Source organism: Streptomyces sp. SID486, from assembly GCF_009865385.1.
Lineage (GTDB): Bacteria > Actinomycetota > Actinomycetes > Streptomycetales > Streptomycetaceae > Streptomyces.
The window spans coordinates 1-26,224 of sequence record NZ_WWJT01000581.1; the positions used below are offsets into that span (position 1 = coordinate 1).

Genomic DNA, 26,224 nt, shown 5'->3' on the forward strand with positions numbered 1-26,224 from the left:
GGCGGCGTCGGCCTCCGTGCGGGCCCTGCCCGCAGCGGCCTCGGCGTTGTCGGCCGCCTTGTCCGCCGCGTTCGCCGCGGCACGGGCCGCGTCAGCCGCATCGCCGGCATCCAGCTTGTCGGCGTATGCCTGCTTCGCGTCGGCCTTGGCGCGGGCCGCGTCCGCCTTCTGTTCGGCGTCCCACGCGTCGTCGCGCATCTCCTTGGCGTGGTCCTTGGCCGCGACCGCGTCGTCGCGCCTGCTCTCGGCGGTCTTCTCGGCTGCTTCGGCCTTGTCCTTGGCGTCCTTGGCGTTGGCCGCCTCCGCTTCGGCGTTCTTGCGGTGCTCGGCGGCCTCGGCGCGGCTGGCGGCGGCGTTCTCCTTCTCCGCCTTGGCCGTCTTCTCCTCGGCTTCCGCCGCGAGCCGCTTGGCGTGCGCGTCGGCGGCGGCCGCCTTCGCGTCCGCCTCGGCCTTCACCGCGACGGCGAGCTTGGCCTCCGCGGTCTCCTTGTCCTTCTTGGCGTTGTCGCGGTGCACCTTGGCGGCGTCGGCGGCGGCCTTGGCCTGCAACTCGGCCGCCTCGGCGGCCTTCTTGCGGAACTCCGCCTTGGACTGGGCCGCCTGGGCGATCGCGCGCTGCGCGATCGTCGCGCTGTCACCGGCCGCGGCACGCGTGGCGGCCTCCGCCGTCTCGCCGGCCTTCTCCAGCGCCGCCAGCGCGGCAGCCGCACCCTTGGTGACCTGGTCCTTCTGCAGACCCACCAGCAGACCCCGGCCACGCGGGGCACCCGCCGCATCGGCGATGCCGTAGGCGGCCTGCAGCGCCGTGTCCGACGTGGTCGCGGCCTTCTGCGCGATGGTCAGCTGCGCCTTGACCACGGCAAGTTGCTTCTTCGCCTCCGTCTGCGCCCCGGCGACGGCCGCCTTGGCCTTGTCCACGTCGGCCTTCGCCGGTGCGGTGCCGGTGTGGGTCTTGGCGACGACCCTGAACTTCTGCGCCGCGGAGCCGTTGCACGCCGACGACACGGCGTCCTTGCTGTTGTCGAACGTCGGCAGGTGCAGGCACTTGCCGGACGCCGCGTTCACCAGCGGACCGGCGCTGCGCACGTCGAACTTCCACTGCTGGGCCTTGGCACTGCCGCAGTCACGGATCTGGACCTTCGTGCCGTCGGCGGTGGCACCGTTCAGCACTTCCAGGCACTTGCCCGAGTTCGGGTTGCGAAGGGTGCGGCCACCGTCGTAAGTGGCCCACAGCTGCCACTTCTGCGCGGCCCCGCCGTTACAGGTGTAGACCTGCACCGGGGTGCCGTTGGTCTTGCCGCCCCCCGCCACGTCCAGACACTTGCCGGTGGCGCCGGGCACCTGGATCTCCAGGTCACCGTCGCCGATCCAGTTGAAGCCGCCTTCGGTGTAGTAGTCCAGCCAGCGGGTGGAGTAGTCCGCGATCCACGACTGTCCCAGCAACTTGCCCAGCGCGAACGTGCCGTCCCGCAGTGCCTTGTTGGCGGTGCTGCTGGCGTCGAGGATCTGGTTGCGCTGAGTGGCCTGGGAGGTGATCTCCTGCTGCCATTCGGCGGACGCCTGCGCCACCTCCTTGCCGAGCACCCGGTCCGGGTCGATCGGGTCGTGCCACGAACATGACGCGAACCGGGTCTTCAGGTCCTCCACCGCGATGCGGAACTCCGGGGTGTCCGGGGCCGGCGCGGTTCTGGGGAAGCCACCGGAGGCGAGGAAGATGCGGGCGTCGTCGGCGAAGACCCGCGGCACGAAGATCTCGTTCGGGACGATGGGGCCGGAGTTCTTCTTCCAGAGCTTCCAGGCTTCCTGCTCCTGGCTGGTGCCGCCGCTGGTGTACTGCGGGTCACCGATGGCGAGGGCGGCCTTCTTCGTCTGGTCGTCCGCCTGCGGCGACGGGTCGTAGAACGGCGACATCAAGTCGACGTTGTTCCAGTACGACTGGTAGAGCCAGGGAAGCAGCCCCGTCGTGTCGAAGAAGTCCGCGTTGTCGGGGGAACCGGGGTAGTCCTCCAGCCCCATGACAGCGTTGCCCCAGCCCTGACGGGTGTCCTGCGTCTTCTTCACCCAGGCGTCGGTGTCGTCTCTGTCCTTCTGCCAGGCCAGTGCGTACGCGCCCGTGCCGTAGGTGCGATCAGCCTTCTGATGCAGCTGGTCCGCCGGCAACGACGCGGAGGTGCCGGCCAGGCCGTACAGATTCGGGCCGCCCCTGCGCAGACCGTCGGCCATCAGACACTGGTCGAAGCGCAGTTGCTCGGCAGCCTTGGCGTCGAACCCGTCGTAGGAGTCGGCGGCCGGGCTGGCGTCCGGAGCACGGTCGGCGGCCAGGGCCTCAGGCACCGCCACGGGAGCGAGGAGGGCGAGGAAGGCGAGCGGGACGACCGGAGTCGCCAACCGTGCCATCCATCTGGGGCGTTTGCCCCGTATCCGTTCGGGTCTACGCGACACGCGTATCCCTCTCTGTAGAAGGTGACTTGTGCAGGCGCACCCCCGGGAGGGAAACGTCAGGCCGTACATGGGCCTCAGGTGGTGAACGGCGCTCCCCCGCGAACACGCCAGACGCTCCCGAATCAGCGGACTGGTCAGGTCCTTCCAGAAGCGGACGCCACCATAAGCATGGTGATCGTTTTCAGGGCAAGGGCTCTACAGACAGGGCGCCTTACTCTGGGTAACGAGCAGCCCTTCGGGAGGACTGTGCGAATCTTGTGCGTGGCTTGTGAATGCCGTTGTCAGTGGCTCTACCGAATCGTCGACTTGGCCACTCCCCGTCACCATGAGATCAAAGTCACAACCGCGGGCTGCGCGTACGAGGATCCCGCCGCGCCAGCCCGAGGGACACCCCCGGATTCGACGAGAGCGCCCCGGACACCGGGAGGCCCGGTGACGAGCAGCGATGACAAGCGGAAGAACCTGGAGCTGCCTGGGAAAACAGCAGATGTGACGGCGAACCAGCTATCCGTCGTCATGCTGTACGCCCTGCACCCCACCGACCGGTCCGGCGCCATGCTGGAGACCGCCGCCCTCCTGGCCTGACTGGCCGCCATGGCCCTGCCTGTCTTCCCCTGGAGCCGGAAGCAGGTCATCGAGGCCGGCGTGCTGGAGGAGAGCGAAGTACTACCGGCTCGATCTCAAGCGCATGGGCGCGGACTGGTCAGGGAGCTGGTGTGGCGTCGGTACAGGACGCTCGCACCGGTCGTGGGCGGGTGTCCGACGTGCGGGTCTTTCGGCAGTGGTGGTGTCGAGCTTCGTCAGGACGGGCAGGACTCGCGCCAACCACCCATGCCTGTGAAGGAATCAGCGCCATGTGGCCATCGTTCACGTCTGCATGACGACCTTCGTTCTGGTTCCCGGCGGCTGGCGCGGCGGCTGGTACTTCTCCGGCTTGGCCGACCGGCTGCGCGCCGCCGGACACCGGGCGCTGACCGTCACCCCCACCGGTGTCGGCGACCGCGCCCACCTGACCTCCGCCCACGTCAATCTCGACACCCACATCGACGACGTGCTCGCCGTACTCGCCACCGAGGAGGTCACCGACGCCGTTCTCGTCGGGCACAGCTACGGCGGCATGGTGATCACCGGTGCCGCCGACCGTGCCCCTTCCGGCGTGGTGCGCCGCCTGGTCTACTCCGACGCCTACGTACCCGAGGACGGCCAGTCCTGTTGGGACCTGACCACCGATGCCTACCGCAGCCTGTTCCTGGACGGCGCGGCGGCGGACGGATACGCGGTCCAGCCGCCGTCCGGCAGCGACCCGCGCGTCACCGCACATCCCCTGGCCTCTTTCCTCCAGCGGATCCGGCTGGACGCGGGCGGCCTGCGTGACGTCAGGACCCGGGACTTCGTGTACCTGTCCGGGTGGGACGGCACGCCCTTCACCGCCGTCCGCGACCGGCTGGCCGACGACCCGGTCTGGCGCGTCCACACCCTGGACAGCGGCCATGACGTCTGGAGGGATGCCCCGCAGGAGTTCCTGGAGATCCTTCTGCTGGGCGAATAGCCCCGACGCGGTGCGCTGACGTCCTTATCTGCCGTGTCGTTCAACTGGCAGTGACGGCGTCGAGGTTCCTCGCGCGGCCATGGACACCGACGCGGCGGAAGAGCCGGCGGGCCTGTCGTGCCCTTGCTGCCCAGCGCCGGAGCCGCTCGCGAGGTACGCCGGCGTGCGTCGGATCCCGTCACCGAGTTCCTCGCGGACCGGTACGGCAGCCCGGGCTGCGGGGGAACACCCTGCCGGTCTCGCGCCTTGGCGGGCGTCGTCGCGGGCGTGGCGGTGCCCCGCGCAGGAGGGATCCAGCCCTTGCCGCGCGGGGCCGCCGAACAAGCGGGGCGGTCAGCCGTCGCCTTCGAGGTTCCCCTCGGTCTCCAGGTACACCTGCCGCAGTTCCGCCAGCACCGCCGGGTCCGGCTTCTCCCACATCCCCCGCGACTCCGCCTCCAGCAGCCGCTCCGCGATGCCGTGCAGCGCCCAGGGGTTGGCCTGCTGGAGGAACTCGCGGTTGGCCGGGTCCAGGACGTACGTCTCGGTCAGCTTGTCGTACATCCAGTCGGCGATCACACCGGTCGTGGCGTCATAGCCGAACAGGTAGTCCACCGTGGCGGCGAGTTCGAAGGCGCCCTTGTAGCCGTGGCGGCGCATCGCCTCGATCCACTTGGGGTTGACGACGCGCGCGCGGAAGACACGCGAGGTCTCCTCGACGAGCGTGCGGGTGCGGACCGTCTCGGGCCGGGTGGAGTCGCCGATGTACGCCTCGGGAGCCGTGCCGCGCAGGGCCCGGACGGTGGCCACCATGCCGCCGTGGTACTGGAAGTAGTCGTCGGAGTCGGCGATGTCGTGCTCGCGGGTGTCGGTGTTCTTCGCCGCGACCGCGATGCGCTTGTACGCCGTCTCCATCTCCTCGCGGGCCGGGCGGCCGTCGAGTTCCCGGCCGTAGGCGTAGCCGCCCCAGACGGTGTAGACCTCGGCGAGGTCGGCGTCGGTGCGCCAGTCGCGGGAGTCGATGAGCTGGAGCAGGCCGGCGCCGTACGTGCCGGGGCGGGAGCCGAAGATGCGGGTGGTGGCCCGTCGTTCGTCACCGTGTGCCGCGAGGTCCGCCTGGACGTGGGTGCGGACGTGGTTGGTCTCGGCCGGCTCGTCCAGCGAGGCCGCCAGCCGCACGGCGTCGTCCAGCAGGCCGATGGTGTGCGGGAAGGCGTCGCGGAAGAAGCCGGAGATGCGCAGGGTGACGTCGATGCGCGGGCGGCCCAGCTCCTCGTACGGGATGGGCTCCAGGCCGGTCACGCGGCGGGAGGCGTCGTCCCAGACCGGGCGGACGCCGAGCAGGGCGAGGGCCTCGGCGACGTCGTCGCCGGCGGTGCGCATGGCGCTCGTGCCCCACAGGGACAGGCCCACGGAGGTGGGCCAGTCGCCGTTGTCGGCGCGGTAACGCTCCAGGAGGGAGTCGGCGAGGGCCTGGCCGGTCTCCCAGGCGAGCCGGGAGGGGACGGCCTTGGGGTCGACGGAGTAGAAGTTGCGGCCGGTCGGCAGCACGTTGACCAGGCCGCGCAGGGGTGATCCCGACGGTCCCGCCGGGACGAAGCCGCCGGCCAGCGCGTGGACCGCGTGGTCGATCTCGGCGGTGGTGGCGGCGAGCCGGGGGACGACCTCGCGGGCGGCGAACTCCAGGATGGCGGCGACCTGTTCACCGTGCTCGGTGGGCACGGCGGCCGGGTCCCAGTCCGCGTCCTCCATCGCCTGCACCAGGGCGCGGGCGCGCTCCTCCGCCTCGTCGGCGGTGGTGCGGGTCGCGGCGGACTCGTCCAGGCCGAGGGCCTCGCGCAGGCCGGGCAGGGCCTGGGCGCCGCCCCAGATCTGGCGGGCGCGCAGGATGGCGAGGACGAGGTTGACGCGGTCGGCGCCGGCGGGCGGGTTGCCGAGGACGTGCAGGCCGTCGCGGATCTGGGCGTCCTTGACCTCGCACAGCCAGCCGTCGACGTGCAGCAGGAAGTCGTCGAAGCCGTCGTCGTCCGGGCGGTCGTCCAGGCCGAGGTCGTGGTCGAGGCGGGCGGCCTGGATGAGGGTCCAGATCTGGGCGCGGATGGCGGGGAGCTTCGCCGGGTCCATGGAGGAGATCTGGGCGTACTCGTCCAGGAGTTGCTCCAGGCGCGCGATGTCGCCGTAGGAGTCGGCGCGGGCCATGGGCGGGACGAGGTGGTCCACGAGGGTGGCGTGGACGCGGCGCTTGGCCTGGGTGCCCTCGCCGGGGTCGTTGACCAGGAAGGGGTAGATCAGCGGGAGGTCGCCGAGGGCGGCGTCGGGGCCGCAGGCGGCGGACAGGCCGGCGTTCTTGCCGGGCAGCCACTCCAGGTTGCCGTGCTTGCCGAGGTGGATCATCGCGTCGGCGCCGAAGCCGCCGTCGGAGACCGGGGAGCCGATCCAGCGGTAGGCGGCCAGGTAGTGGTGGGAGGGCGGCAGGTCGGGGTCGTGGTAGATGGCGATGGGGTTCTCGCCGAAGCCGCGCGGGGGCTGGATGAGGACGAGCAGGTTGCCGAAGCGCAGGGCCGCGAGGACGATGTCGCCCTCCTCGTCGCGGCTGCGGTCGACGAACATCTCGCCCGGTGCCGGGCCCCAGTGCTCCTCCACCGCGGTGCGCAGCTCCTCGGGGAGGGTGGCGAACCAGCGGCGGTAGTCGGCGGCCGGGATGCGGACCGGGTTGCGGGCCAGCTGTTCCTCGGTGAGCCAGTCCTGGTCGTGGCCGCCCGCCTCGATGAGCGCGCGGATCAGCTCGTCGCCGTCGCCGGAGACCAGGCCGGGGATGTCGGCGTCCCCGAAGTCGTAGCCCTCCTCGCGCAGTCGGCGCAGCAGGGCGACGGCGCTGGCGGGGGTGTCCAGGCCGACCGCGTTGCCGATGCGGGAGTGCTTGGTGGGGTAGGCGGACAGCACCAGGGCGAGGCGTTTGTCGGCGGCCGGTATGTGGCGCAGCCGTGCGTGCCGTACGGCGATCCCGGCGACGCGGGCGGCGCGCTCGGGGTCGGCGACGTAGGCGGGCAGGCCGTCGGCGTCGATCTCCTTGAAGGAGAACGGGACGGTGATCAGGCGGCCGTCGAACTCGGGGACGGCGATCTGGCTGGCCGCGTCGAGCGGGGAGACGCCCTCGTCGTTCTCCTCCCAGGCCGTGCGGGAGCCGGTCAGGCACAGGGCCTGGAGGATGGGCACGTCGAGGGCGGTGAGCGCGCCGGCGTCCCAGGACTCGTCGTCGCCGCCCGCCGACGCCTCGGCGGGCCTGGTGCCGCCCGCGGCCAGCACTGTGGTGACGATCACGTCCGCGGTGCGCAGGGTGTCGATCAGCTCCGGCTCGGGGGCGCGCAGGGAGGCGACGTACAGGGGCAGCGGCCGGGCGCCCGCGTCCTCCACGGCGTCGCACAGGGCGTGCACGAAGGCGGTGTTGCCGCTCATGTGGTGGGCGCGGTAGTAGAGCACGGCGACGGTGGGGCCGTCGGCGGGCCGGGCCGCGCGCTCCAGCGGGCCCCAGGTGGGGGCGGGCGCGGGCGCGTCGAAGCCGTGGCCGGTGAGCAGGACGGTGTCCGAGAGGAACCGGGCGAGGTGTTCCAGGTTGGCGGGGCCGCCGTGGGCGAGGTAGGCGTGGGCCTCGGCGGCGAGGCCGACCGGGACGGTGGAGGCGGCCATCAGCTGGGCGTCGGGCGCCTGCTCACCGGTGAGGACGACCACCGGACGGCCGTCGGCGAGCAGCAGGTCGAGGCCGTCCTGCCAGGCGCGGATGCCGCCGAGGAGGCGGACGACCACCAGGCCGACGCCGTCGAGGAGGGCCGGCAGGTCGTCCAGGGGGAGCCGGGAGGGGTTGGCGAACCGGTAGGAGACCGGGCCGCCGGCCGCGCGGGCGCTGAGCAGGTCGGTGTCGGAGGTCGACAGGAGCAGGATCTCGCGGGCGTGCGGAGCACGCTCCCCGGGCGGAGTGGGCATACGATGCCTGGCCTTCCTCGGGGTCCGCGCCCCGGGCGGTGTGGGATGGTTCTCCCCCTCGGCGCAAGCCGGTTGTGGGGAAAGGGAGTTCCTGGCTCACCCGTCCCTCGGGAACGGGTTGACAGTGGCGGGACCGCGCCGGAATCGCACCGGCTTCCTCCCCTTTTCGCCGTCGTGGCGGTTCGTGGACCGGGTGATCCACTCCGGAGCATAGTAGGGGGCCCCGGTGGATGTGCGGGACATACAGTCGCAGTGATCATAGGTATGCTCACCGCCATGTCAGCGGCCGTTCCTCCTCCGTCACCCCAGGCCACACCGGCCGCACGGGGCCGCGGTGACGCCTGCCCGGGAGCCCTGCGCCTGCACGCGGCGGACGACGGGGCGCTGGCCCGTGTCCGGCTCCCCGGGGGTGTGCTGTCCACCGGCCAGGCACGGGCGCTCGCGGTCGCGGCCCGGCGGCTGGGCGACGGTGACCTGCATCTGACCTCCCGTGGCAACGTGCAGCTGCGCGGGCTGCCGGAGGGCTGCGGTGCCGAGCTCGCTGAGCTGCTGGACGCGGCCGGCCTGCTGCCTTCGCGGGAGCACGAGCGGGTGCGCAACATCGTCGCCTCCCCCCTGTCCGGTCTCGACGCCGACGGCCTGCGGGACGTACGGCCCTGGCTGACGGCCCTGGACGCCGCCCTGTGCGCGAGCCGGGACGCGGTGGGTCTCTCCGGCCGGTTCCTGTTCGCTCTGGACGACGGGCGCGGGGACATGTCCGGCCTCGGCGCCGACGTCCTGGTCCGGGCGGTCCCGGACGGGGGCGCGTGGCTGGCTCCCGGCTCGGTGCGGGTGAGTGCCGAGGACGCGCCCCGGGCGGCGTCGGCGGCTGCCGGGGCGTTCCTGGAGGCGGCCCGGTCCGGTGGACGGCGAGCCTGGCGGATGTCCGATCTGGGCCTGTCCGGGAGCGAGCTGGGCCGCCTGGTCCGTGACCGGCTGCGCGCCGAGGGCATCGGCCACGAGGACCACCCCGAGCCGGCCGGCTGCGCGGACGGGCCGCCCCCGGGGATCGTCGGCGACGCCGTGTCCGTGCACATCCCGCTGGGACGGCTCTCGGCCCACCAGTGGGACGAGCTGACGCACGTCGCCGCCGGCGAGCTGCGGCTGACCCCCTGGCGGGGGGTGGTCCTGCCCACGGCCGGCACGGCCGCGGAGCGGGCCGGCGCGCTCGCCCGTCTCGGCGCGGCCGGCCTGGTCACCGACCCCGGGTCACCCTGGCTCCACGTCGGCGCCTGCATCGGCCGGCCCGGCTGCGCCAGATCGCACGCCGACGTCCGCGGGGACGCGGCCCGCACGCTCGACGCCGCCGGCGATCCGGGCGTCCCCCTGTACTGGTCCGGGTGCGAACGGCGGTGCGGGCACCCGCGGTCCGGCCATGTCGACGTGGTCGCGGCGCCGGGTGGCGGATACCACCTGACCGCCGCGCCGGCCGGGCGGAGACCGCGCACCGCCTTCGCAGCAGACCCCTCCGGGATACCCGCCGCCCTGGCGGCGATCACCTCATGAGCCGCAGGACGACCGAGAGCGACGAGAAGAACATCATGACCCCCCACGTCTACGAGAAGGACGGAGCGGAGATATACCGCCAGTCCTTCGCCACGATCCGCGCGGAAGCGGACCTCGACGGTCTGCCCGCCGATGTCAGCCAGGTCGCGGTGCGCATGATCCACGCCTGCGGCATGGTCGACCTCGTCCGGGACCTGTCGTACACGCCGGCGGTCGTCGCCCGGGCCCGTGCGGCCCTGCGCGCCGGGGCACCGATCCTGTGTGACGTGCAGATGGTGGCCAGCGGTGTGACCCGCAAGCGGCTGCCCGCCGGCAACGAGGTGCTCTGCACGCTGTCCGACCCGGCCGTGCCGCGACTGGCCGCGGAGCTGGGCACCACGCGCAGCGCCGCCGCGCTGGAGCTGTGGCGCGACCGGCTGGAGGGCGCGGTGGTCGCCGTCGGCAACGCGCCCACGGCCCTGTTCCGGCTGCTGGAGATGATCGAGGAGGGCGCTCCGCGGCCCGCCGCCGTCATCGGTGTGCCGGTCGGCTTCATCGGCGCGGCCGAGTCCAAGGACGCCCTGGCCGCGCATCCGTCGGGGCTGGACCATCTGGTGGTGCGGGGCCGGCGCGGTGGCAGTGCCATCGCGGCCGCCGCGCTCAACGCGATCGCGAGCGAGGAAGAGTGAGCGGCAAGCTGTACGGGGTGGGCCTCGGGCCGGGCGACCCCTCTTTGATGACCGTGCGGGCGGTCGAGGTCATCGCCGGGGCGGACGTGATCGCCTACCACAGTGCCCGGCACGGCCGGTCGATCGCCCGGTCGATCGCGGCGAAGCACCTGCGTGCCGACCACATCGAGGAACCCCTGGTCTACCCCGTCACGACGGAGACCACCGACCACCCCGGTGGCTACCGGGGCGCCATGGAGGAGTTCTACGCCGAGGCGGCGGCCCGGCTGGCGGCCCACCTGGACGCCGGCCGGACCGTCGCCGTGCTCGCCGAGGGCGATCCGCTCTTCTACGGCTCCTACATGCACATGCACAAGCGGCTCGCCGGCCGCTACGACACCGAGGTCGTCCCGGGTGTCACCTCCGTGTCGGCCGCCGCGGCCCGCCTGGGCGCACCGCTCGCCGAGGGCGAGGAGGTGCTGACCATCCTGCCGGGGACCCTGCCGGAGGAGGAGCTGACCGCGCGGCTCGCCGCGACGGACGCGGCGGTGGTGATGAAGCTGGGCCGTACGTTCCCCAAGGTGCGCCGCGCGCTGGAGGGTGCGGGGCGCCTGGCCGAGGCGCGGTACGTGGAGCGGGCCACCATGGGCGGGGAGCGGGTCGCCGAACTGGCCGACGTGGACCCGGACTCCGTGCCCTACTTCGCGGTGGCCGTCCTGCCCAGTCAGGTGGACGCCGAACCGGCCGTGCGCGAGCGCGGCGACGTGGTCGTGGTCGGTACGGGCCCGGCCGGTCCGCTGTGGCTGACGCCCGAGACCCGGGGCGCGCTGGCCGCCGCCGACGACCTGGTCGGCTACACCACCTACCTCGACCGGGTGCCGGAGCGGCCGGGGCAGGTCCGGCACGGCTCGGACAACCGGGTCGAGGCCGAGCGCGCCGAGTTCGCGCTGCAACTGGCCCTGCGGGGGCGGCGGGTGGCGGTCGTGTCGGGCGGTGACCCCGGTGTCTTCGCCATGGCCACCGCCGTCCTGGAGGCCGCCTCCCAGCCGGAGTACGCGGACGTGCCGGTGCGGGTGCTGCCGGGGGTGACCGCCGCCAACGCGGCCGCCGCGCGGGCCGGCGCTCCCCTCGGCCACGACTACGCCACCCTCTCCCTGTCCGACCGGCTCAAGCCGTGGGAGGTGATCGCCGAACGGCTGCGCGCGGCGGCCTCGGCGGATCTGGTGCTCGCCCTGTACAACCCCGGTTCGCGCAGCCGCACCTGGCAGGTGGGCAAGGCCATGGAACTGCTGCTGGAGTACCGGGCGCCGCAGACTCCGGTGGTGGTCGCCCGGGACGTGGGCGGTGCGGCGGAGAGCGTGCGGATCGTGGCGCTGGGCGAGCTGGATCCGGCCGAGGTCGACATGCGCACGATCCTGCTGGTCGGCTCCTCGCAGACGCGGGTGGTACGGCGGGGGGACGGCGAGGAGATCGTCTGGACGCCGCGCCGGTATCCGGAGGGGTGAGACCGGCCGCGGTGCCGTGCCGTGCCGTACCGTGCGGCCGGCACCGCGGCAGGACCTGAACAGCACCGCGGCGGGACCGGAACAGGGCCGTGGCCAAGGCCCTGCCAGGTTTTCCGTCAATCGGCCGCGAGAGGGTTGCGCTCCAGGCGCTCCAGGCGCTCCAGACCCTCCTGGCGCTCCAGACGCTCCAGGACCCAGCCGGCCGCGTCCTCGGGGCCGGGCACCACGGGCACGCCCGTGGGCACCGGGGGTCTGCGGACCACGACGACGGGTACGCCGGCCTCCCGGGCGGCCGCCAGTTTCGGTGCCGTGGCCGCTCCGCCGCTGTCCTTCGTGACCACGACGTCGATGCGGTGGCGGCGCAGCAGCCCGCGTTCGCCGTCCAGGGTGAAGGGACCTCGGTCGAGCAGTACCTCCATGGCGGCCGGGTGCGGGGGCTCGGGGGCGTCCACGGACCGCACGAGGAACCACAGCTGTTCCAGGTCCGCGAAGGCGGCCAGGCCCGTGCGTCCGGTGGTGAGGAACACCCGGCGGCCCAGTGCGGGCAGCAGGCGGGCCGCCTCCTCCAGCGAGCCGGCCTCGTGCCAGCGGTCGCCCTCGACGGGGGTCCAGCCGGGGCGGCGCAGGGCGAGCAGGGGGACCCGGGCGGTCGCGGCGGCCCGGGCCGCGTGGAAACTGATCGTCCCGGCGAAGGGGTGGGTGGCGTCCACCACCGCGTCGGCCCCGTGCTCACGCAGCCACGCCGTGAGTCCCTCCGCCCCGCCGAAGCCGCCGACGCGCGTGCCGCCCGGCGGCAGCCGGGGGCTGGCGACACGTCCGGCGAGGGAACTGGTCACCTCCAGGCCGGGGGTGCCGTGCAGCAGTTCGGCGAGTCGGCGGGCCTCCGTGGTGCCGCCGAGGATCAGTAGGTGCACGGGAAGTGGGATCCCTTCGGAAGAAGAGGGCGCGAGCGGTCGGGCACGGCGGGCGGAGGCGCTCGGCCGGTTCGGCGCGGTGCACGGGTCCGCCGGTGGGACCGGCCCGGCCGCCGGAGGCCCGGCGGCCCCCGGCGGGTGATCAGCAGGAATGCCGCTCCCGGTCGGCCGAGTACAGGTGGCTGTCGCGGAACTGCTCCGCGCCCAGCGTCCGTCCCACCATGATCACGGCGGTGCGCAGCACCCCGGCGTCCTTCACCTTCCCGGCGATCTCGTCCAGGGTGCCGCGGATGATCAGCTCCTCCGGGCGCGACGCGTAGGCGACGACGGCGGCGGGGCAGTCGGCGCCGTAGTGCGGGCGGAGTTCGCCGACCACGCGGTCCACGTACCGCGCGGCCAGGTGCAGCACGATCAGCGCGCCGCTGCGGCCGAGGGTCGCCAGGTCCTCGCCCTCGGGCATGGCGGTGGCGCGGTGGGCGACGCGGGTGAGGATGACGGTCTGACCGACGGTCGGCACGGTCAGCTCACGCTTCAGGGCAGCGGCGGCGGCGGCGAAGGCGGGCACGCCGGGAACCACCTCGTACGGCACGCCCGCCGCGTCCAGCCTGCGCATCTGTTCGGCGACCGCGCTGAACACGGAGGGGTCTCCCGAGTGCAGCCGGGCGACGTCGTGGCCCTCCTCGTGGGCGCGGACCAGCTCGGCGGTGATCTCGTCCAGGTTCAGCTGGGCGGTGTCCACCAGCCTTGCGTCCGGCGGGCACTCGGCCAGCAGTTCGCGCGGGACGAGACTGCCCGCGTACAGGCAGACCTGGCAGGCGCCGAGCGTCCGGGCGCCGCGCACGGTGATCAGGTCGGCGGCACCGGGGCCGGCGCCGATGAAGTACACGGTCATCTGTCCGCTCCAGAGGGGAGGTCTGCGGTCTTGGTCACGGACCACTGTGTGACGGGCATGGCCTGGCGCCAGCCGGTGAAGCCGCCCACGGGCACGGCGTGGGCCACCGCGAGCCGTACCAGCTCGCCGCCGTGGCGGCGGCAGGCGGCGGCGAGCAGCGCCTCGGACTCCAGCGTCACGGTGTTCGCGACCAGCCGTCCGCCGGGGGGCAGCGCCGCCCAGCAGGCGTCGAGGAGTCCGGGCGCCGTGAGCCCGCCGCCCACGAACACGGCGTCGGGGACGGGGAGTTGGGCCAGGGCGTCGGGGGCGGCTCCGGTGACGACCCCGAGGCCGGGCACGCCGAGGCGTTCGGCGTTGCGGGTGATGCGTGCGGCGCGCACCGGGTCGCGTTCGACGGTGACGGCACGGCAGGAGGGGTGGGTGCGCATCCACTCGATGGCGATGGACCCCGACCCGCCGCCGACGTCCCACAGCAGTTCGCCGGGTGCGGGGGCGAGCACGCCGAGCGTGGCGGCGCGGATGTGCCTCTTGGTCAGCTGGCCGTCGTGCTCGTAGGCGTCGTCGGGCAGGCCGGGCACGGCGCCGAGCCGCCGGGCCTGCGGTGCGCGGCGGCATTCGACGGCCACGATGTTGAGCGGATCGCCGGGCGGCGGTGCCTGGACCCACGCGTCGGCGGTAGTTTCGGCCCCCGTGCGTTCCCGGTCGCCGCCGAGCTGCTCCAGGACCCGCATCCGGCTCGGACCGAAGCCGCGGTCGCGCAGGAGCGCGGCGACCTCGCCGGGGGTGGCGGCGCCGGCGCTCAGCACGAGGAGGCGCCGGCCCTCGTGCAGGGCGGCGGCCAGACGGGCGGCCGGGCGGCCGACGAGCGTCACGACCTCGACGTCCTCCAGCGGCCAGCCGAGGCGCGCGGCGGCGTAGGACACCGAGGAGGGGTGCGGCAGCACCCGCAGGGCGCCGGCCTCTTCGGCGAGGGCGCGGCCGATGCCGTAGAACATCGGGTCGCCGCTGGCGAGGACGGCGATGCGGCGGCCGGCGTGGGCGGCGAGCAGCCGCGGGACGGCGGGGCGCAGGGGTGACGGCCAGGCGATCCGCTCGCCGGCGCACGCGGGCGGCAGCAGGTCCAGCTGGCGTGGGCCGCCGATGAGGACGTCGGCCTCGCGCAGCTCCGTCCGGGAGGGCTCGGGCAGGCCCTCCCATCCGTCGGCCCCGATCCCGACGACGGACACGGGGATGGGCGGTTCTGGTCGGGCGGGGGTCACTGCGCGCTACCTCGGGGTTCAGGGGGCCGGCAGTGCCGCACTCTACTGGGCGATCATCCGCACACCCGACCCGGGTTCACCTCCGGACCCCCCCTTATTGCACACTGGTTGCAATAGCTTAAATCTTGCAGGAAGGGTAGGCATGGTTTCTCCGATCGTGCTCGGGATCGAGTCGTCGTGCGACGAGACCGGAGCGGGACTCGTCCGGGACGGCCGGCTTCTCGGCCACGCGGTGGCGTCGAGCATGGACGAGCACGCCCGCTACGGCGGGGTGGTCCCGGAGATCGCCTCCCGCGCCCATCTGCACGCCCTGCGCCCGGTGGTCCGGCAGGCACTCGGCCAGGCGGGACTGGCGCTGTCCGACATCGGCGCGGTCGCCGTCACCACGGGGCCGGGCCTGTCGGGCGCCCTCCAGGTGGGCCTCGCCGGGGCGAAGGGCATCGCCTACGCGCTGGGCGTCCCGCTGTACGGCGTCCACCACCTCGCCGGGCACGTGGCGGCCGACACCCTCGCGCACGGCCCGCTGCCCGACCCGTGCGTGGTGCTGATCGTCTCCGGCGGCCACACCTCCCTGCTCCTCGTCCGGGACCTGGCCCGCGACCCGATCCTGCACCTCGGCGACACCCTGGACGACGCGGCCGGGGAGTGCTTCGACAAGGTCGCCCGGGTCTTCGGGCTGCCGTACCCCGGCGGCCCGGCGATCGACCGGACCGCGCGCGAGGGGAACCCGCGCGCGGTCGCCTTCCCCCGCCCGCTGCCCGGCTCCTACGACTTCTCCTTCTCCGGGCTGAAGACGGCCGCCGCCCGCTGGGCGGAGTCGCACGCGGGCCGCGAACTTCCGGTGGCCGACGGGGCCGCCTCGCTGCAGGAGGCGGTCGCCGACGTGCTGACCCGCAAGGCGGTGGCCGCCTGCGCCGAGCACGGCGTCGGCACCCTGGTCGTCGTCGGCGGGGTCGCCGCGAACTCCCGGGTCCGCTCCCTCGCCGAGGAGCGCTGCCGGGCGGCCGGCGTCGAACTGCGCGTGCCGCCGCTGCGGCTGTGCACGGACAACGGCGCGATGATCGCGGCCGTCGGCGACCTGCTGGTGCGGGCCGGAGCCGAACCGGCCCCCCTGGACGTGTCGGTGGACCCGTCGGCCCCGCTGGAGTACGCGGCCCTGCACCCCGGCACGGCGGGAGCGGCCCGCCACGCCGCCCGAACCCTCACCGTCCAGCCCCTGTAGTCACCTGGAGCCCACCGTGCGCACCGCCGAGATCCGCCGCCGCTTCCTCGACTTCTTCGCCGAGCGCGGCCACACCGTCGTCCCCAGCGCCCCGCTGCCCACGCCCGACCCGACACTGCTGTTCGTCAACGCGGGCATGGTCCCCTTCAAGCCCTACCTGACCGGCGAGGCCCCGGCCCCCTGGCCGCGGGCGACGAGCGTGCAGAAGTGTGTGCGCACCCTGGACATCGAGGAGGTCGGCCGCACCACCCGGCACGGCTCGTTCTTCCAGATGAGCGGCAACTTCTCCTTCGGCGACTACTTCAAGGAGGAGGCCGTCACCCTCGCCTGGGAGCTGTCGACCACAGCGGCCGACGACGGCGGCTACGGACTCGACCCGGACCGGATCTGGGTGACCGTGCACCACTCGGACGACGAGACCCGCGCCCTGTGGCGGCGCGTCGCCGGCCTGCCCGACGAGCGGATCGTGGCACGCGGCGACGAGGACAACTTCTGGTCCATGGGCGTGCCCGGTCCCTGCGGACCCTGCTCGGAGCTGTACTACGACCGCGGGCCGGCCCTCGGCCGCGCGGGCGGCCCGGCGGTGGACGAGGACCGCTACATGGAGTTCTGGAACCTCGTCTTCATGCAGTACGAGCGCGGCGCGGGCCCCGGCAGGTCCGGCTACCCGGTCCTCGGTGAACTCCCCCGTCGCAACATCGACACCGGCATGGGCCTGGAGCGCATGGCCACCCTGCTCCAGGGGGTCGACAACCTCTACGAGACCGACGAGACCCGCCCGGTCCTCGACCGGGCCGCCGCCCTCGCCGGGGTCCGCTACGGCGCGGACGCCGAGGCCGACGTGCGCCTGAGGGTGGTCGCCGACCACGTGCGCACCGCCCTGATGCTGCTCGCCGACGGCACCTCCCCGGGCAACGAGGGCCGGGGCCACGTCCTGCGCCGCATCCTGCGCCGGGCGGTGCGCTCCATGCGTCAGCTCGGCCACCAGGACCCGGCGCTGCCCGAGCTGCTGGCCGTGGCCCGCGACTGCATGGCGCCCGGTCACCCGGAGGTCGCCGAGGGGTACGAGCGCATCGTGGACCGGGCGGCGGGCGAGGAGGACGCGTTCCGCGCGACGCTGCGCCAGGGCACGGCCGTCCTGGACTCGGCCGTGGCCCGGGTGCGGTCGGACGGCGGCCGCGTGCTGCCCGGCGCACAGGCGTTCCTGCTGCACGACACCTACGGCTTCCCCGTCGACCTCACCCTGGAGATGGCGGCCGAACAGGGCGTGGAGGTCGACCGCGAGGGCTTCGCGGCGCTGATGCGCGAGCAGCGCGAACGCGCCCGTGCCGACGCCCGCGCCCGCAAGGCGGGCGGCGCCGACACCGGCGCGCTGCGCGCCGTTCTGGACGAGCACGGCCCGACCGACTGGCGGGCCTGGGACTCCCTGACCACGCACTCCCGCGTCCTCGCACTGCGGACGGCCGCCGGAGTGGTCACGGTGGCACGTGAGGGGGAGATCGTCACCGTGGTCCTGGACCGCACCCCGTTCTACGCCGAGTCCGGCGGCCAGGAAAGCGACGCCGGCCGGCTGTCCGGGGCGTCGGTGGAGGCCGACGTGCTGGACGTGCAGCGCCCGCTGCCCGGGCTGGTGGTCCACCAGGTGCGGGTGACGGCCGGCGAGCTCGCCGTGGGCGACGAGGTGACGGCGAGCGTGGACCCGCAGTGGCGGCTCGGCGCCCGCCAGGCCCACTCCGGCACCCATGTGCTGCACGCCGCCCTGCGCCAGGTCCTCGGCCCCACCGCCCTGCAGTCCGGCTCCTACAACCGCCCGGGCCACCTCCGCCTCGACTTTCCCTGGCGCGGCGCCCTCTCCGCGACGGCACGTACCGAGATCGAGGACGCCGCCAACCGGGCGCTGCGCCGCGACCTCCCGGTGGACGTGCGCTGGATGCCCCTCGCGGAGGCCAGGGAACTGGGCGCCCTCGCCCTCTTCGACGAGACCTACGGCGAGCGGGTGCGCGTCGTCGAGATCGGCGGCGCCTGGTCCCGGGAGCTGTGCGGCGGCACGCATGTCGAACACGCCTCGCAGATCGGAGTGGTGGCGCTGACCTCGGAGTCGTCGGTCGGCGCCGGAATGCGCCGGCTGGAGGCCGCCGTCGGCTTCGAGGGCTTCGGCCATCTGGCCCGTGAGCGTGATCTGGTCGCCCGCATCGCCGAGCAGGTGCAGGCACCGCGTGCCGAGATCCCCGACCGCATCACCGTGCTGCTGGAGCGGCTGAAGGCGGCCGACCGGGAGAACCAGCGGCTGCGTCAGGCGGCCACGCGCGCCCGTGCCGCCTCCCTCGTGGACGGCGCCCGGGACACGGACGGGGTGCTGCTGGTCACCGCGGCGACGGACGGTGACGCGGACGCCGCCAGGGCGCTGGCCACCGCGGTCCGCGAACTGCTGCCCGCCGGGCGTCCCGGTGTCGTGGCCGTCGGCGCCGAGTCCGGGGGCAAGGGGGTCCTGGTGGCCACCGTCAATCCGGCCGCGGCCGGATCCGGGCTGGACGCGGCGCGCCTCGTCAGGCAGCTACTCAACGGAAGGGGCGGCGGAACGGCGGAACTGGCCCAGGGCGGCGGCCTGTCCGCCGACCGGCTGCGCGACGTCCTGCGGTCCGTGCCAGGGGCTCTCGCCGACCGCTGAGCCAGGACCGCGCGCCGACGTGGTCCGGGTCCGGCGGCTCGTCCGGCACGCTGGGCTGAGCGGCCGGGCGTCCGGACCGCGCGCCCGCGCGGCCCGGTCTTCTTCTTCGCGGCCCGGTCTGTGGCGGGGCGGGTTTCCGAGGGCGCTTCGCCCCGGCCCGCCACGCGGGCCCGCCGCCGATCGGGCGAATGAGCGGCCACGGGCGACAAGTCCGAACCGGGTAAGGGGAGAAAGAACCCCATGACTGTTACCGTTCAGGTCGACACGACGCGTCCCGTGGCCACCCTCATCAACGTCTTCGCGGTGTCACCCGACCGCCAGGACGAGCTGATCGAGCTGCTCGCCCGCGCCACGGAGGAGACGATGAAGCACCAGCCCGGCTTCATCTGCGCCAACTTCCACGCCTCCCTCGACGGCGAACGCGTGCTCAACTACGCCCAGTGGGAGACGGAGGAGCACTACCGCGCGATGCTCGCCAACCCCGAGGCACGCGTCCACATGGAGCAGGCGGCGAAGATCGCGACGGACGTCCAGCCCCGCCTCTTCCGGGTCTCGTCGGTCCACCCCCGGTAGGCCCACGGCCCCGGTAGGACCCCGGCCCCGGAGGGCGGACGGCCCCTCGTGGAACCCCGCCGAGACCCCGCCCGCGGTCGACGACACGGACCTCCGGGACCCGGCGGCAGCGGCGCCCAGGCCGACCGGGGCGCCGCGGCGGGATGCCGTACCGGGCCGGCGCGTGAGGCTCCGCAGCGGGGTGCCGTGGCGGGGTGCCGTCGGAAAGCGTGCGCCCGTCTCGCGGATCTTCCGATTTGCCAGGGTCGGACGGTGTCACGGGTGGCGGCTGCGACGGGGCTCACATGGCGGGCCGCCTGACGGGCTAGGTTGTGATCCACAGCCGGTGACGAGTCCGGCTCGCAGAGTCGTCCCCACTTCTCTGTCGTTCACCTTCACCGTGAGGCGGTCCGTCATGGGCTTGAGCATCCGCAACCAGATTCCCGGCACCGTCACCGCCGTCACGCCCGGGGAGGCGATGGCGACGGTGAGGGTGCGCCTCGACAGCGGCCAGGACCTCACCGCGGCGATCACCCTGGAGGCGGTCAAGGATCTCGGGCTCGCCGAGGGCTCGGCCGTGCGGGCCATGATGAAGTCTACCGAGGTCGCGCTCGCGACCGGCCGCGTGGAGGGGCTGTCCATCCGCAACCAGCTGCCCGGCACGGTCAGCGACGTGGCCACCGGCGAGGCGATGGCCACCGTCAAGGTCTCGGTCGCGGGCGGCGAACTCACCGCCGCGATCACCAGGGACGCGGTCACCGAACTCGGACTGACGGCCGGTTCGCCCGTCGTCGCGCTGATCAAGTCGACCGAGGTGTCCCTCGCGACCGTATGACGTCGCCCCTCCCCCTTCGTCCAGGGACGCGGTGACGCCGCAGCTCGCACCGGCCGGACGGCATGACGAGGGGACGCCGGGGCAGGCCCGGGCCGCCGCCTACCGCGCACGGAAGAAGACCCCGCCCGCCTCGCGCGCACGACGACCCACCGCCCCGTCAGGCTCTCGGCGCACACGCTCGGCAAGTCCGTCGGGGACGAGGGCGTACCGCTCGCGCGGCTACCGGCCCGTCAGTTCGTAGTCGAACCAGATCCGGTGGGTACCGTCCTCGTCCACCGCGATGCCGCCCGTGCCGGTGACGCCCGCCAGCGCGCCGGTTCCGCTCCCGGGCACGATGACGAAGAACTCGTTCCCCCGGTCCTCTCCGAGCGTCGTCGCGGAGTGCGCGAAGTTGAAGGTGCCCGTCTGCCCGAGCAGCGTCCCTTCGAACGACTCCATCGCGACGTACGTGCCCTTGCCCGTGGCCTGGTCGAAGGCGGCGGTGAACACCGTGGCGGAGCGTCCCACGACGTCGCCCTCGTACTGCTTCTCCATCGTGGCGACTCCGACCGGCAGTCCGGTCCGCACCGCAGGGCCGTCCACCGTGGCCGCGGAGAAGTCGGCGACCTTGAATGTTCCTGAAGCTCGCATGTCCCGATCGTACGGCCCGGCGGGCCGCCAGGGGCGGCTTCCGGCCGCGGCGGGTCCGGCGCCTGGCGCGTCGTGCTGACGGGTGTTCAGATCCAGCCGCGCCGGCCCGCCTCCAGGCCGGCCGCGAACCTGCCGCGTGCGCCCAGGCGTTCCATCAGCTCGGCCATCATGCGGCGCACCGTACGCAGTGACAGTCCGAGCCGTAACGCCGCGGACGCGTCGGTGCAGCCGTCGGCGAGCAGGCGCAGCAGTTCGCGTTCCTGGCGGGTGAGCCCCTCGTCGTCCCGCTCGGGGCAGGCTCCCAGGGGTGTCGCCCTGTCCCACACGGAATCGAACAGCGCCACCAGGGCGGCCATGACGCCGGGGCTGGTGATCTGGATGGCGCCCTCGCGGGTGTTCTCCGGATTGACCGGCACCAGTGCCACGCTCCGGTCGATCAGCAGCATCCGTAGCGGAAGTGCCGGGAGCGTCCGCACCTGACCGCCCAGGCTGGTGAGCCAGGCCGCGTAGTCGTGGGTCGCCGCGTCGTTGCGGACACTGTCCAGATAGACGGTGCGCATGTTGACGCCACGTGAGATGACCGCCTGGTCGAGGGGTTTGCTCGCCTCCAGGCTCTCGGCCGACTGCGCACCGCCCGGATTGAAGGTGAGGCATTCGTTGGTGGCCCGGCCGGCCAGCTCCTTGATGCGGGACTGGATCGCCTCCATGCCGACGAGTTCCTCCACCGCGCACCGGCTGCCGCCGTGGTAGAGGGCGTCGTACTCGTCCAGCACGGTCGTGATGGCCGCCTGACATCGTTCGAACTCCTCCTGGTGCCGCCGCAGTTCCTCCTCCCGGCGGCGCAGGAGTGACTGCAGTCCCAGCCTCGGGCGGACCGGGATGACCACTCCCGGCCCGGCGGATTCGATCAGCAGTTTCAGGTCGGCAAGCCGGTCCAGTGCCTCCCGGAGCGTCTGTTCCGACATGCCCAGTCGCTGCGTCAGCTCGCGTATCCCCCAGCGATGGTCGGTGAGCATCGTGCGGTAGACGGCCTCAGCCATTGCATCCAGCCCCAAGGACTCCAGCATCTTCGTCCCCCCGTCCCAGCGACGCTGTCATCATGCCCTACGAGCAGCGTTCACTCCACCCTCCTGATAACGTCGGTGAAATCCGTGTGGCACCGAGCGGCCAAGGGCATCTTGCTGCCAGCCAAACCCCTGCCGTTCACTCAGTGCCCGGGTACAGACTGTCGGCCACAAGCCCGGCCCGGCGGTCGGGCAGCCCGTCGACCACGTCATGTCCGGGGGAATTTCGTGAATTCCACTGCACACTGTGCCAACCGTGCCGTCGCCGCGGCCGTGTCCGTCCGGGGCTTTTTCTCCGCCGCTCCCGAAATGGCGCCGGCGGCGCCCGGGAGTTCGGCGCGGTCGACCGCTTGCCGTGAAGACAATCTCAACTGGGATTTCGCCCGTTCCGTGCTCGGCCGGCCCCGGGGAGAGGTGAAGCCTTTTTCGCCTGTCCACGGCGATTGAGGCCGGGGCAGCAGGTGCACATGTCCGTCGCGACTCTGCGGCCCAGCGGCCGGGCCGCCTGGCGAAAACTCGACCCTGCCACCCTCGCCACGTGGCTGCGAACCGCGTCCACGGACGTCGACGCCTTGGAGCACATCACGGTGCGCTGCCTGGGAAACCAGGCTGACCTGGTGTTCTTCTGCGCTGTGGACAGCCAGGACAGGGCCTGCGCGGTGGCCGAGGAGGTCTGCCGCCGCGCTCTGGCGGCCACCAGGCAACTGGCCGGGTGGGAAGCCTTCGTCGCCGCGCTGCACGACGGCGGGGAAAGCGCCGGATGATCAACGGCAGCGATGTCGAATCGGATCTTCCGAATGGCGGGGAAGGCGAGGCGGCACCCGGCCGGCCTTTTGACCGCCCGTCCTCCCGGGTGCCGGAGATCCAGAAGGCCGAAACCATGCGCCCGAGTGCCCTGTCGCACTCGGGCGCGTCACCTTCCCGGTACGAAGGAATCCGGGTGGTGTTACGCGAGTGCGAATCCGGCGTTTCCCCGTCGACCGGCGACGGTGCGTACATGATTACGTGAACAATGTCCCCGACATATCCAGGTGATTTCGATGGCCCGGCGTCAAGATCGCCTGTGCTTCACATCTGTATCCACCGCCCACACCGTCCCCCGGAATTCATTCCGTCCGCACCCGTCGACAAGTCGCCGCGGCCCTGTGGCATCGGGAATCGCGGCACGATCGTTTTCACCGTGTGAATTCCGAGCGCATGACCCGTGCCAGATCCTGCCGCAGCGCGGACCGAACGCCGTCGGCGTCGTCCTTGAGATAGAAGTGGCCGCCGGCGAACACCCGCATGGTGAACTCCCCCGCGGTCTCCTCCCCCCAGGCCAGCAGGCCGGCGCGGTCGACCTCGGGATCGGCCGTCCCCATGTACGCGGCGACCGGACAGCGCAGCCGGGGGCCGGGCAGGACGCGGTACGTCTCGTTGAGTTCGAAGTCGGCCCGCAGCGTGGGCAGGATCAGCCGCAGCAACTGCCCTTCCTCCAGCAGTTCGGACGGGGTCCCGCCGAGGGCGCCCACGGCGCCGAGGAACTCGTCGTCGGACAGCGTCGAGTACGGCCGCCGCCGCGCGGGCAGCCGGGCGGCCCGGCGTCCGGACACGATCAGCAGTCCCGGCTCGCGGCCTGCCAGGCCGGTGAAGCGGCGGGCCACCTCGTAGGCGAGGATCGAGCCGAGACTGTGCCCGAACACGGCGTAGGGGCGGTCCAGATACGGCTCCAGCGCCTCGCACAGCGGATCGATGATCTGCTCCACCCTGCGGTAGGGGAGTTCGCGTATGCGGGACTCCCGGCCGGGGAGGACCACCGGACGCACGTCGACGTCCGGTGCCAGCGAGAGCCGCCAGGGCCGGTAGGCGCTCGCGCCACCGCCCGCGTGGGCGAAGCAGAACAGCCGCGGGGCGGCCGGGCCCGCGCTCACCCCCGCGTCGCCGCCCAGCCAGCCGCTCCCCGGCACCGTACCGTCGTGTGTGCTCAGCATCCCCGTCACTGTCCCGTGCGCCCGAAGACGACGCTGGTGTTGAAGCCCCCGAAACCGAACCCGTTGGACATCGCGTGGCCGATGGCGGCCGGCCGCGCCGCCGCCCCGACGAGCCGCGCCCCTGTGTCCAGTGGCCGTTCCAGGTTGACGTTGGCGTGGACGAACCCCTCCCTCATCTGCACCACGGTGGCCACGGCCTCGATCACCCCGGCCGCGTAGCAGTCCACGCGCAGCAGGCCCACACCGGCCTCCCGGGTCACCCGGGCGGCGTGCTCCAGCAGCGCACGGCCCGCGCCCCGCCCCTTGAAGCGGCGGTCGGAGGCGAGCCAGTGGACGTACCGCTCGGCCTCCCCGGGCGCCGGAAGGTGTGACAGGTAGGAGCCGGGCCCGTCGGTGAGGGTGAGCGTGGCGGCGGGCACGCCGTCGACCTCGGCGATGTACGTCGTGCCCTCGCCCATGGCCCGGACGACCGCCGCCACCGTCTTCTCGTGCCGCGACAGCGGCTCGGTGCCCCACTGGACGGTGCGCCCCTGTGAGACCAGCCACTCCACGCTGCTGTCGAGCATGCCGAGCACGGCGGGCAGGTCGTCGGGGCCGCCTTCACGAATGGTGATCGTCATCGCCCCATCATGCCCGTCCGGGGTCTGGGATCGTGAGGTCCATGAGACTCTTCGCCGCCGTACTGCCCCCGGAGGACATCGCGGACGAACTCGCCGCGGAGGTCGCCCGGTTGAGGCAGCTGCCGGGCGCGGACCGGCTGCGCTGGACCGGCCGCCCCGGCTGGCACTTCACCCTCGCCTTCTACGGCGAGGTCGCCGACGACCTGGTCCCCGGCCTGTCGGACCGCCTGGCCCGCGCGGCACGGCGTACCGCACCGTTCACGCTCGCCGTCGCGGGCGGCGGCCAGTTCGGCCGGGGAAGCGTGCTGTGGGCGGGCGCCCGGGGGGACGTGGAGGAGCTGCGGCTGCTGGCCGACCGGGCCGAGGCGGCGGCGCGCAAGGCCGGTGTGCCGATGGGCGAACACCGGCGCTACCAGGCCCACTTGACGCTGGCCCGCAGCCGGGACGCGGTGGACGTGCGGCCCTGCGTCGGCCTGCTCCACGAGTTCGCCGGCCGGAGCTGGAGCGTCGCCGACGTGGCGCTGGTGCGCAGCCGTCTGCCGGCGTCCGGGGTGCCCGGGGAACAGCCGCGCTACGAGGTGGTCGCCCGCTGGGCACTCGGCGCGGGCGGTTAGTCTCGAATACGTGGACCCGAAAACCCGGAACCGGATCATGGCCGGTGCGCTTGTGTTGCTGTTCGTCGTGGTGGCCGTGGCCTCAGCGATGCGCTGAGCCGGGAGCGGCGGGCGCGCGGTCGCCGTTCGGCCGCGAGCCGTCCGCGCCCGGCCACGCCCGCCCGGCGGGGCCGCACGTCGGTGCGGCCCCGCACTCTGCGGGGCGCCTACCAGGCGAACGCCTCCGGGGACGGCCCCGGGCCGGGGAAGATCTCGTCCAGGCCGGTCAGCAGCTCCTCGCTCAGCTCCAGCTCCACGGCCCTGAGCGCCGACTCCAGCTGTCCGGCGGTGCGCGGGCCGACGATCGGGCCGGTCACGCCGGGACGGGTCAGCAGCCAGGCCAGTGCCACCTCGCCGGGCTCCAGACCGTGCTTGTCGAGCAGGTCCTCGTACGCCTGGATGCGCGCGCGGGCCGTCGCGTCGTTCAGGGTGTCGGCGGCCCGGCCCGAGGCACGGCGACCGCCCTGGACCTCCTTCCTGATGATCCCGCCCAGCAGACCGCCGTGCAGCGGGGACCACGGGATGACACCGAGGCCGTACTCCCGCGCGGCCGGGATGACCTCCATCTCGGCGCGGCGCTCGGCGAGGTTGTACAGGCACTGCTCGCTGACCAGGCCGATGGTGCCGCCGCGGCGCGCCGCGGTCTCGTTGGCCTGGGCGATCTTGTAGCCGGGGAAGTTGGAGGAGCCGGCGTAGAGGATCTTGCCCTGCTGGACGAGGACGTCGATCGCCTGCCAGATCTCCTCGAACGGGGTGTCCCGGTCGACGTGGTGGAACTGGTACAGGTCGATGTGGTCCGTCCGCAGCCGCTTCAGGCTGGCGTCCACCGCGCGCCGGATGTTCAGCGCGGAGAGCTTGTCGCTGTTGGGCCAGGCGGGTGTGCCGTCGGCGGACATGTTGCCGTACACCTTGGTGGCGATGACGACCTTGTCGCGCCGCCCGCCGCCCTGGGCGAACCAGTCGCCGATGATCGACTCGGTCCGGCCCTTGTTCTCGCCCCAGCCGTACACGTTGGCGGTGTCGAAGAAGTTGATGCCCGCGGCCAGCGCCGCGTCCATGATCGCGTGACTGTCGGCCTCGTCGGTCTGCGGGCCGAAGTTCATCGTCCCGAGGACGAGCCGGCTGACCTTGAGTCCCGTGCGTCCGAGCTGCGTGTACTCCATGGTCACCAGCCAACGGCTTGGAGTGCGCTCCAGGCAAGCGCTCCCGGCCCGGCGCCGCGAGCGCGCCCTGCCCGGCTCCGGACGCGGGGGCCGAGCGCACGCACCGGACGCCGCTCCTTCACCCACGGAGATCC

Annotated in this window: 22 protein-coding genes and 1 riboswitch; of the genes, 12 read left to right on the forward strand and 10 right to left on the reverse strand. The window is 73.2% G+C overall.

The window, feature by feature from the left end; translation table 11 throughout:
• Positions 1 to 2,397: RICIN domain-containing protein (locus tag GT045_RS26925; protein ID WP_202527596.1), on the reverse strand; the 2,397-nt coding region annotated here is incomplete at its 3' end.
• Positions 2,398 to 2,874: 477 nt separating this feature from the next.
• On the opposite strand from GT045_RS26925, the gene GT045_RS39095 reads away from it, so the two are divergent.
• Entirely contained in the window at positions 2,875 to 3,027 is a 153-nt protein-coding gene (locus tag GT045_RS39095) for a hypothetical protein (RefSeq protein ID WP_202527594.1), read from the forward strand.
• 292 nt (positions 3,028 to 3,319) lie between these two features.
• A complete protein-coding gene (locus GT045_RS26935) occupies positions 3,320 to 3,991 on the forward strand; it encodes an alpha/beta hydrolase (RefSeq protein WP_161333848.1) in 672 nt (223 codons plus the stop codon).
• A gap of 333 nt (positions 3,992 to 4,324) precedes the next feature.
• Here GT045_RS26935 and cobN read toward each other — a convergent pair whose 3' ends face one another.
• Positions 4,325 to 7,951, reverse strand: a complete 3,627-nt coding sequence (gene cobN, locus GT045_RS26940) for a cobaltochelatase subunit CobN (protein ID WP_161333847.1) — start codon at positions 7,949 to 7,951, stop codon at positions 4,325 to 4,327.
• 85 nt (positions 7,952 to 8,036) lie between these two features.
• Positions 8,037 to 8,111: riboswitch (cobalamin riboswitch) on the reverse strand.
• A gap of 116 nt (positions 8,112 to 8,227) precedes the next feature.
• Here cobN and GT045_RS26945 point away from each other — a divergent pair.
• The 3 genes from GT045_RS26945 to GT045_RS26955 are packed head-to-tail and all read left to right on the forward strand — an operon-like array spanning position 8,228 to position 11,648.
• Entirely contained in the window at positions 8,228 to 9,496 is a 1,269-nt protein-coding gene (locus GT045_RS26945) for a cobalamin biosynthesis protein CobG (protein WP_202527592.1), read from the forward strand.
• Positions 9,493 to 10,164, forward strand: a complete 672-nt coding sequence (locus tag GT045_RS26950; RefSeq protein ID WP_202515832.1) for a precorrin-8X methylmutase — start codon at positions 9,493 to 9,495, stop codon at positions 10,162 to 10,164. Before GT045_RS26945 ends, GT045_RS26950 begins: the two co-directional genes overlap by 4 nt.
• Positions 10,161 to 11,648 (forward strand): precorrin-2 C(20)-methyltransferase, encoded by a 1,488-nt coding sequence (locus tag GT045_RS26955; protein WP_161333845.1) that lies wholly within the window; start codon positions 10,161 to 10,163, stop codon positions 11,646 to 11,648. The genes GT045_RS26950 and GT045_RS26955 overlap by 4 nt, the downstream gene beginning before the upstream one ends.
• Before the next feature lie 116 nt (positions 11,649 to 11,764).
• On the opposite strand, the gene GT045_RS26960 is transcribed toward GT045_RS26955, so the two are convergent.
• The 3 genes from GT045_RS26960 to cbiE all read right to left on the reverse strand — a co-directional run bounded on the left by GT045_RS26960 (position 11,765) and on the right by cbiE (position 14,713).
• Positions 11,765 to 12,562 (reverse strand): cobalt-precorrin-6A reductase, encoded by a 798-nt coding sequence (locus GT045_RS26960; protein WP_161333844.1) that lies wholly within the window; start codon positions 12,560 to 12,562, stop codon positions 11,765 to 11,767.
• Positions 12,563 to 12,704: 142 nt separating this feature from the next.
• Entirely contained in the window at positions 12,705 to 13,454 is a 750-nt protein-coding gene (gene cobM, locus GT045_RS26965) for a precorrin-4 C(11)-methyltransferase (RefSeq protein ID WP_161288921.1), read from the reverse strand.
• Entirely contained in the window at positions 13,451 to 14,713 is a 1,263-nt protein-coding gene (gene cbiE / locus GT045_RS26970) for a precorrin-6y C5,15-methyltransferase (decarboxylating) subunit CbiE (RefSeq protein ID WP_161333843.1), read from the reverse strand. The genes cobM and cbiE overlap by 4 nt, the downstream gene beginning before the upstream one ends.
• Positions 14,714 to 14,855: 142 nt before the next feature.
• Here cbiE and tsaD point away from each other — a divergent pair, with 142 nt between their 5' ends.
• From tsaD to GT045_RS26990, 4 genes are all read left to right on the forward strand, one after another.
• Positions 14,856 to 15,935 carry a tRNA (adenosine(37)-N6)-threonylcarbamoyltransferase complex transferase subunit TsaD gene (gene tsaD, locus GT045_RS26975; RefSeq protein WP_161292547.1) on the forward strand — a complete coding sequence of 360 codons (1,080 nt, stop codon included), beginning with the start codon at positions 14,856 to 14,858 and terminating at the stop codon, positions 15,933 to 15,935.
• 16 nt (positions 15,936 to 15,951) lie between these two features.
• Positions 15,952 to 18,603, forward strand: coding sequence for an alanine--tRNA ligase (gene alaS / locus GT045_RS26980; RefSeq protein WP_161333842.1), 2,652 nt, complete (start codon positions 15,952 to 15,954; stop codon positions 18,601 to 18,603).
• A 240-nt stretch (positions 18,604 to 18,843) separates the two neighbouring features.
• Positions 18,844 to 19,176 carry an antibiotic biosynthesis monooxygenase family protein gene (locus tag GT045_RS26985; RefSeq protein WP_161291891.1) on the forward strand — a complete coding sequence of 111 codons (333 nt, stop codon included), beginning with the start codon at positions 18,844 to 18,846 and terminating at the stop codon, positions 19,174 to 19,176.
• A 394-nt stretch (positions 19,177 to 19,570) separates the two neighbouring features.
• Positions 19,571 to 19,990 (forward strand): TOBE domain-containing protein, encoded by a 420-nt coding sequence (locus GT045_RS26990; RefSeq protein ID WP_161291893.1) that lies wholly within the window; start codon positions 19,571 to 19,573, stop codon positions 19,988 to 19,990.
• 219 nt (positions 19,991 to 20,209) lie between these two features.
• On the opposite strand, the gene GT045_RS26995 is transcribed toward GT045_RS26990, so the two are convergent.
• On the reverse strand, positions 20,210 to 20,620 hold the full coding sequence (locus GT045_RS26995; protein ID WP_161291895.1) for a DUF3224 domain-containing protein: 411 nt from the start codon (positions 20,618 to 20,620) through the stop codon (positions 20,210 to 20,212).
• Between the two features lie 86 nt (positions 20,621 to 20,706).
• Positions 20,707 to 21,660 (reverse strand): helix-turn-helix transcriptional regulator, encoded by a 954-nt coding sequence (locus GT045_RS27000; protein ID WP_237538475.1) that lies wholly within the window; start codon positions 21,658 to 21,660, stop codon positions 20,707 to 20,709.
• Positions 21,661 to 22,151: 491 nt separating this feature from the next.
• Between GT045_RS27000 and GT045_RS27005 the strand changes: the two genes are divergently transcribed.
• Both GT045_RS27005 and GT045_RS27010 read left to right on the forward strand, forming a co-directional pair.
• Positions 22,152 to 22,448: a hypothetical protein gene (locus GT045_RS27005; RefSeq protein WP_161291899.1), complete on the forward strand. Its 297-nt coding sequence runs from the start codon at positions 22,152 to 22,154 to the stop codon at positions 22,446 to 22,448.
• Positions 22,445 to 22,693: a hypothetical protein gene (locus GT045_RS27010; RefSeq protein ID WP_161333841.1), complete on the forward strand. Its 249-nt coding sequence runs from the start codon at positions 22,445 to 22,447 to the stop codon at positions 22,691 to 22,693. Before GT045_RS27005 ends, GT045_RS27010 begins: the two co-directional genes overlap by 4 nt.
• Positions 22,694 to 22,859: 166 nt before the next feature.
• Here GT045_RS27010 and GT045_RS27015 read toward each other — a convergent pair whose 3' ends face one another.
• The gene (locus tag GT045_RS27015) at positions 22,860 to 23,654 is read right to left on the reverse strand and encodes an alpha/beta fold hydrolase (RefSeq protein WP_161333840.1); all 795 of its coding nucleotides are present in this window, start codon (positions 23,652 to 23,654) and stop codon (positions 22,860 to 22,862) included.
• A 5-nt stretch (positions 23,655 to 23,659) separates the two neighbouring features.
• Positions 23,660 to 24,274 carry a GNAT family N-acetyltransferase gene (locus GT045_RS27020; RefSeq protein ID WP_237538904.1) on the reverse strand — a complete coding sequence of 205 codons (615 nt, stop codon included), beginning with the start codon at positions 24,272 to 24,274 and terminating at the stop codon, positions 23,660 to 23,662.
• Between the two features lie 41 nt (positions 24,275 to 24,315).
• Here GT045_RS27020 and thpR point away from each other — a divergent pair, with 41 nt between their 5' ends.
• Positions 24,316 to 24,888, forward strand: coding sequence for an RNA 2',3'-cyclic phosphodiesterase (gene thpR / locus GT045_RS27025; RefSeq protein WP_161335130.1), 573 nt, complete (start codon positions 24,316 to 24,318; stop codon positions 24,886 to 24,888).
• A gap of 206 nt (positions 24,889 to 25,094) precedes the next feature.
• On the opposite strand, the gene GT045_RS27030 is transcribed toward thpR, so the two are convergent.
• The gene (locus GT045_RS27030; RefSeq protein WP_161335129.1) at positions 25,095 to 26,090 is read right to left on the reverse strand and encodes an aldo/keto reductase; all 996 of its coding nucleotides are present in this window, start codon (positions 26,088 to 26,090) and stop codon (positions 25,095 to 25,097) included.
• Between the last annotated feature and the right edge of the window lie 134 nt (positions 26,091 to 26,224).